At 42.5% G+C, this 6,815-nt stretch carries 7 protein-coding genes; 2 read left to right on the top strand and 5 right to left on the bottom strand.

Translation table 11 applies throughout. From position 1 onward, the window contains the following. Window positions 1-43: 43 nt before the first annotated feature. The 4 genes from QYB97_RS24725 to QYB97_RS24710 form a co-directional block, all read right to left on the bottom strand. Entirely contained in the window at window positions 44-1,411 is a 1,368-nt protein-coding gene (locus QYB97_RS24725) for a TrkH family potassium uptake protein (protein WP_301168654.1), read from the bottom strand. A 112-nt stretch (window positions 1,412-1,523) separates the two neighbouring features. Further along, window positions 1,524-2,405 carry a YitT family protein gene (locus tag QYB97_RS24720; protein WP_301168653.1) on the bottom strand — a complete coding sequence of 294 codons (882 nt, stop codon included), beginning with the start codon at window positions 2,403-2,405 and terminating at the stop codon, window positions 1,524-1,526. Between the two features lie 134 nt (window positions 2,406-2,539). After that, a complete protein-coding gene (locus QYB97_RS24715) occupies window positions 2,540-3,805 on the bottom strand; it encodes a cation:dicarboxylate symporter family transporter (protein WP_301168652.1) in 1,266 nt (421 codons plus the stop codon). 165 nt (window positions 3,806-3,970) lie between these two features. Next, window positions 3,971-4,204 carry a DUF2642 domain-containing protein gene (locus QYB97_RS24710; RefSeq protein ID WP_301168651.1) on the bottom strand — a complete coding sequence of 78 codons (234 nt, stop codon included), beginning with the start codon at window positions 4,202-4,204 and terminating at the stop codon, window positions 3,971-3,973. A gap of 187 nt (window positions 4,205-4,391) precedes the next feature. Between QYB97_RS24710 and QYB97_RS24705 the strand changes: the two genes are divergently transcribed. Both QYB97_RS24705 and QYB97_RS24700 read left to right on the top strand, forming a co-directional pair. Continuing rightward, a complete protein-coding gene (locus QYB97_RS24705; protein ID WP_301168650.1) occupies window positions 4,392-4,718 on the top strand; it encodes a hypothetical protein in 327 nt (108 codons plus the stop codon). 81 nt (window positions 4,719-4,799) lie between these two features. Continuing rightward, window positions 4,800-5,390 (top strand): YitT family protein, encoded by a 591-nt coding sequence (locus tag QYB97_RS24700; protein ID WP_301168649.1) that lies wholly within the window; start codon window positions 4,800-4,802, stop codon window positions 5,388-5,390. A 50-nt stretch (window positions 5,391-5,440) separates the two neighbouring features. Here QYB97_RS24700 and QYB97_RS24695 read toward each other — a convergent pair whose 3' ends face one another. After that, window positions 5,441-6,784 (bottom strand): hemolysin family protein, encoded by a 1,344-nt coding sequence (locus QYB97_RS24695; protein ID WP_301168648.1) that lies wholly within the window; start codon window positions 6,782-6,784, stop codon window positions 5,441-5,443. Window positions 6,785-6,815: the final 31 nt, after the last annotated feature.

Raw genomic sequence — 6,815 nt, 5'->3', positions numbered from 1 at the left:
GAGGAAGAACGCTGTGTATGCGTCTTCCTCTTTTATCATAAATCTATTGTCCGATAATGATCTTTTCTTTTGGATAATGGAAATGTTCAATGACAACACGACCGCGAATAATGAATAGGAAAGAAAGAATTCCAATCCTGCCGATAAACATCAGCGCCATCAGCACCACCTTGCCGCCTGTGCTTAAATGCGGAGTGATCCCGAGGCTTAAACCGGTTGTTCCAAATGCGGAACATACTTCAAATACAATCTTCTCAATCGGCATTGGGTCGGTAGCCGCGATAATTAAAGAAGCGATGCTGCACAGCATAAATGCTACGATAAGAACGATAAACGCCTTTTGTATATCCTCAGTAAGTACTTCTCGCTTAAATACTTTAATCGTATTGCGCCCCTTTGCATAAAACAAGATGGCAAGAAAGGCCACAGCAATCGTGGTTGTCCGGACACCGCCGCCCACACTGCTCGGTGATGCACCAATAAACATCATGGCGCTCAAGAACAGATTCGTCGGCACGGAGAAGTTATTCATGTCCATGGTGGAGAGCCCGCCGCTCCGTGTCGTTACCGATTGAAAGAGCGAATAAAAAAAGGTTTCATGCCATGTTTTATCCGCCAGAAAACGATGGGATTCAAAGGCGTATATCCCTACCGTTCCAAGCACAACAAGAATAAAAAATGTAATGGTTGTTATCTTGGTAAACAGTGTAAATGTGTACCGTTCCTTGTATTTCCGTTCCGCAATAAAGTTTTTCACTTCTATCAATACAGGAAAACCAATTGCGCCTGTCGTAATTAAAATCATAGTCAAAACCTGCACCAGGTAATCATGTCTAAATGGAATGAGCGATTGTCCGGTGAGATCAAAACCAGCGTTGGTGGTAGCCGTAACCGAAGCAAAAAACGCATGATAAGCAGCTTCCTGCCAGGTCGGATAATATTTAAGGAAAAGAAAAGTGAAAATAACCATACCAATAAACTCTATCATGATGATAAGACCGAGTATCTGCCTCATCAGGTTGACGATACCAGCCAGTGTTGACTGGTTTTGGTCGGTCATAATCAATTGGCGCTCACGCATGCCAATTTTTTTCCCAAGCAGTATCCATAACGCCGTCCCCATGGTCATTACGCCTACCCCGCCGATCTGGACGATAATAGCCAAAGCAATAACACCGCTCGTATTAAAGGTTTCATGAATCGTTACCACTGTAAGCCCTGTTACACTGACCGCACTGACGGCAGTAAACAAGGCATCGATAAAGCTTAACGAAACACCCGGATTGTGAAATGCCGGCAGACTTAAAACTCCAGTTGCTACAACTACAGATATCAGGTAAAAAAGAACAATAAGTTGAACCGATGTTAAAAATAATGCTTTTTTATCCCTTTTTCTTTTAACTCCGAGCAATCTCCTCACAACCCTGTCTATATCAACTATACTTTCTTAAACTATACCCAAAACAAGGATAAATCTTACCCTATATTGAGCAATATTTCAAGGGCTGCTGCCAACCGGCAAGTCAGTGGATATTTTTCTTTTTAAATCTGCCGCCTTTTACATCATGAATATTGCCGACTGCTAAAAAGGCAGTAGGATCAATGTCATCTACAATATTTTTGAGTTTGGCTTCTTCCAGCCTGGTGATTACTGTGAAAATTACTTTTTTCTCATCTCTTGAATAGGCACCTTCTCCGTTCAGATAGGTAACCCCGCGTCCGAGACGCGCAAGCAGTGCTTCACCAATCCTCGTATGCTCATCGCTGATAATCCATACGGATTTCGATTGATCAAATCCATCAAGTGTAATATCAATCACCTTGAAAGCAATGTAGTACGCGATTAACGAGTACATGGCCCGGTCCCAGCCGAAAACAAAACCGGCACTACCCAGAATGAAGATGTTAAAGAACATCACCACTTCACCTACAGAAAAAGGAGTTTTCGCATTAAAGAGGATAGCCATAACTTCAGTACCGTCAAGAGATCCTCCATACCGAATAACCATTCCCACTCCTACCCCAAGGATAATGCCGCCAAACACAGCAGCCAGTAATGGATCATCGGTCAGTACAGGAACAGGATGAAGTACGGATGTACCAATAGACATGATGGTGACACCAAACAACGTGGAAAGGGCAAAGGTTTTACCTATCTGTTTATATCCAAAGAAAAAGAAAGGAATATTAAGAACGATAAGAAAAAGGCCAAGCTTCCATCCGGTTAAATGGGATAAAATAATGGATATGCCGACGATTCCGCCGTCAATGATCTGATTGGGAACAAGGAAAATTTCAAGGCCGGTAGCTACCAAGGCAGCCCCAAATGCGATAAAAATTACTCTCTTGAAAAGATTTGTCTTTGTAATTCTTTTATGAGCTTCCTGCTGCTGTAAAGCTTCCAAAAGCACTCCCCCTCATGTTATAAGTTTCTCTTATGGTATATCTTAATTATATCAGTTTTTTACCGTGATCATAATCAATATGCCTGTCTGACAAATAAAAAAAGCTCCTGCATAATGCAGAAGCTTTTACTTTTTTATGATGCTTGTTTAACTTCATTGATATAAGTCTGTGCTTTGGATTCATCAAATTGGCCTTCCCACTTGGACATGATGATGGCTGCCAGTGAGTTTCCGACTACGTTCACAGCAGTACGTGCCATATCAAGAATACGGTCAATTCCCGCAATGAACGCTAATCCTTCAACCGGAATCCCGACTGAACCCAATGTAGCAAGAAGAACGACAAACGATACGCCAGGAACACCTGCAATCCCCTTGGATGTTACCATCAGTACGAGAAGGAGTGTGATCTGGGAAGAAATCGGCATATCAATTCCATACATCTGGGCAATAAACAGGGCGGCCAGTGCCTGATACAGCGTCGAGCCATCTAGGTTAAATGAATAGCCTGTCGGAATAACGAAGGAAGCAATCGCCTTCGGACACCCGAATTTCTCCATTTTTTCCATAAGCTTAGGCAGAACCGTTTCTGAACTTGAAGTGGAATAGGCGAGAATAAGTTCATCCTTTAGAATACGGAAGAGATTAAAGATATTTATACCGGCAAACCTGGCTACAAGACCAAGTACCACAATTACAAAGAATATCATGGTGGCGTACACCAGTATCACGAGTTTGCTTAAAGGAATAAGGGATGTTAAACCAAATTTAGAAACAGTTACACCAATAAGCGCAAACACACCAAATGGAGCAAACTTCATAATTTGGTTGGTCACGTAAAACATCGCTTCTGCTGTACCCTGGAAGAACTTAAGAACAGGTTCACCCTTCTCTCCAATAGCTGCAACACCAAGCCCAAAAATGACCGAGAAAAAGATAATGGCAAGCATGTCACCATTCATCAGGGATTGGAAAAGGTTTGACGGAACAATATTCACAAAGGTTTCCGCAAATCCATGTTCCCCGGCTGTTTTCGCCGTATCAACATAACTTCCGATATCCGTTTTTTCCAAGCCAGAACGGTCTACACCAGCACCTGGCTGAAAGATATTTGCAGCAAGCAAACCAATTGCAATAGCGACGGTCGTAATGACCTCAAAATAAAGAATTGTTTTCCCGCCGAGTTTGCCCAGCTTTTTGATGTCGCCAACACCGGCCACACCGACAATCAAGCTGGAAACCACGATTGGAATAACAATCATTTTGATAAGTCTGATAAAGATATCACCGATCGGCTGTAAAAATTTCGCAACATCATCGCTGCCGTAAAAAATCGCACCGACTGCAATACCCAAAATCAAACCAATAAGAATCTGCCAAGCTAGTCCAATTCTTCTCATGTTGTTTCTCACCTCTTGTTGTTTGTAATCGTTAACACACAATATTACCATTTTATATTTAAGGTAAATTACTTGTCAAAGTAAATAATTGCTAACTTAACTTTTTTATTATATAAAATAAAAAAAACACCCCATAACGGGATGTTTAATGCTGGCAAAAATCTGTTAAATCGGGAAAATCGCTACAATCTCGCATATGCGGATAACGACCCGGAACGTACAATTATTTTTTCGGACACGCAGTACAATGACATCACGGCCAACTTCTACCAACCGACCGCGGAATGTCTGGTTTACGGTATCTACTTGTACACGTTCGTTAATCAGCGCACACGCTTCTCTTCTAAACGTATCTCCCCGGCGGCCGCCCCAGCCTCCGCCATCAAAACCAAAACCCATGAATTACTCTCCTTTCATCATCGATTAAATACACAACCGATGTTACTAATAGTTAATGCAAGTCCAGTGGTTTTGGTGTGGACAATCATCATGGTCTTATGCTGATATTTGGAATTAAACGATTGTTTAAATTCAGACGCACAGGGAAACCTTTATAGGACTACTCAAACGAAGGGATGGAGTTTACATGCGACATGCGGAATCGTTCGAAGAAGTCCTGGAATTTTCCAATGCTCATCAATCAGCACATGGTACGATGTATCTGAGTCAGAAAGAAACTTCACCAGGCGGTATTCTGTTTAGTGATGAAGATTCAGGAAAACAGCCGTTGGAGCTCGAGATCAAACTTCTTCTGAGAGCAGAAAATGACTCCCTTTATTTCTCAAAACGTTATATGGAAGATGAAGAAGAAGAATTTGAAGAAAGAATGAAGCAATTGGACACTTTAAAAAATCAATTCGAATTAGAAACGGTTAGTTCAAGTGAACTCAATGAATTTTTGAAAAATGCATAAATGACATTGGCTATAATGAAGTGGAATCGCTGCCTGCCTGCCATCATAAAGTAAAACTAAAGGGTGGACAGGAGTGAAACTATGCTGGCAAAAATGACAGCCGTCTTCATCGGCAGTTTTCTGATGGGAATCGGAATCAATATGTTTATCCTGCCTTTTCATCTACTGGACGGCGGGATTATTGGGATTGGACTGCTTGTTAAATACATCTGGGGATTTAAAGTAGGGATGACGATCATCCTGCTCAGCATCCCCATTTATTTTTTGGCATGGAAATTTGACCGGAGGTATTTCCTGAACAGCCTGCACGGTATGCTGATCTCTTCCTTTGTCATCGATTTGCTGGTGCCGCTCAATGGGTTTCTCCATTTTCCTGAGATGGAAAGCGCGGTGGCAGGAGGTTTATTGATCGGTACGGGAATCGGAATCATGCTGCGATACGAAACAAGCACAGGAGGCACTGACCTTTTGGCTTTGTTTATTGCAAGAAGATCCCCGCTTAACGTAGGTATCATTATTTTCTTTATCGATGCCTCTGTTATTTTGGCAGGATTATACTTTATGGGCGAAGGAATGTTTTTTTATTCCATGGTTACGATCCTTTCAGTGGCATTTGCAACCAGCTCCCTGACATTGATCCGGTCGGTATCGATCTTTCTCAGTCCGAGATAAAACAATAGCAGCCTGCCATCAACATGAGGGCAAGCTGCTATTTTTAATAATTATTCTGGGTCGGTAATTAAGGCTGGCTGCCTGAGGAGTTCCTCTTCCTTTTTCGGGCTTTCCACCTTATTAACCTCAATGCGCTTAATTTGGTGGCCATCGATTTCGACGACCTTAAAGGTCAGTCCTTCGTAATCGATAACCCCTCCTTCAACGATATCGGAATTTTGGGAGAGGACCCATCCGCCAATCGTGTCCAGATCTGAATCGTCAATTTCCAGGCCATATAAATCATTCACCTCAGAAATCAACACTTTTCCGTCAAGCGCAGTGACCTTCGGTGTTATTTTTAAAATCATAGGTGTCTCATCTGTATCAAACTCATCACGGATCTCCCCTACGATTTCTTCCAGAATATCCTCAACCGTCAGAAGACCCGCAGTTCCTCCGTATTCGTCCATGAGCACTGCCATGTGAACCTGCTGCTTTTGAAGCTTTACCAATGTTTCCTGAATTGGCATGGTCTCAAGCACTGTCAGGATCGGCCGCAAATAGCTTTCCAGCGTTTTTTCCTTGCCGGACATGAGGTCGTAAAAAATTTCTTTCACGTTAACCATTCCAACCACATGGTCTTTATCTTCGTCGACAACAGGGTAACGGGTATATTTCTCACTCGTAATGATCGCAAGGTTTTCCTCTATGGATTTGTTCAGATACAAACATACAATTTCCGTACGCGGCACCATAATTTCCTTTGCGACACGGTCATCAAATTCAAATACTTTATTCATGTAGCTGTATTCTGACTGATTAATTTCTCCGCTTTTATAGCTTTCTGATAATATCAAGCGCAATTCTTCTTCAGAGTGGGCCATCTCGTGTTCAGATACCGCATGTAAACCAAACATCCTGGTGAACAGCCGGGCACTTCCGTTCAACAGCCAGATGACCGGGTACAGCACCCTGTAAAACATGATCAGGGGACCAGAGAGCATCAAGCTGATCTCTTCAGCTTTTTGAATCGCAAACGTTTTAGGTGAAAGTTCACCGAGAACAACGTGGAGAAAGGTAATGATGGCAAAAGAGAGTGCGATAGTAATTGTTTTTGTGAGTGCAGGAGTCAAATCAAGCTGGCTGAACAAAGGTTGAAGCAGGTGTTCAAGTGTTGACTCACCAAGCCACCCAAGCCCCAGGGCCGTAATGGTAATCCCGAGCTGGCAGGCCGAAAGATATCCATCCAGGTTCATCAGAACCTTTCGGACAGCAATGGCCTTTTTGTTGCCTTCCTCAACGAGCTGATCAATTCTCGTCCGGCGGATTTTCACAATCGCAAATTCGGCTGCCACAAAAAAGGCGGTTAATACAATCAGTAACGCTACTAAGAATAGCTTAAATATGTCCAAATAGACTCTTTATTCACCCGTTTAATAGAGG

The sequence above is a fragment of the Fictibacillus fluitans genome, from assembly GCF_030418125.1.
Lineage (GTDB): Bacteria > Bacillota > Bacilli > Bacillales > Fictibacillaceae > Fictibacillus_C > Fictibacillus_C fluitans.
This window is presented reverse-complemented; position numbering and strand designations above follow the sequence as displayed.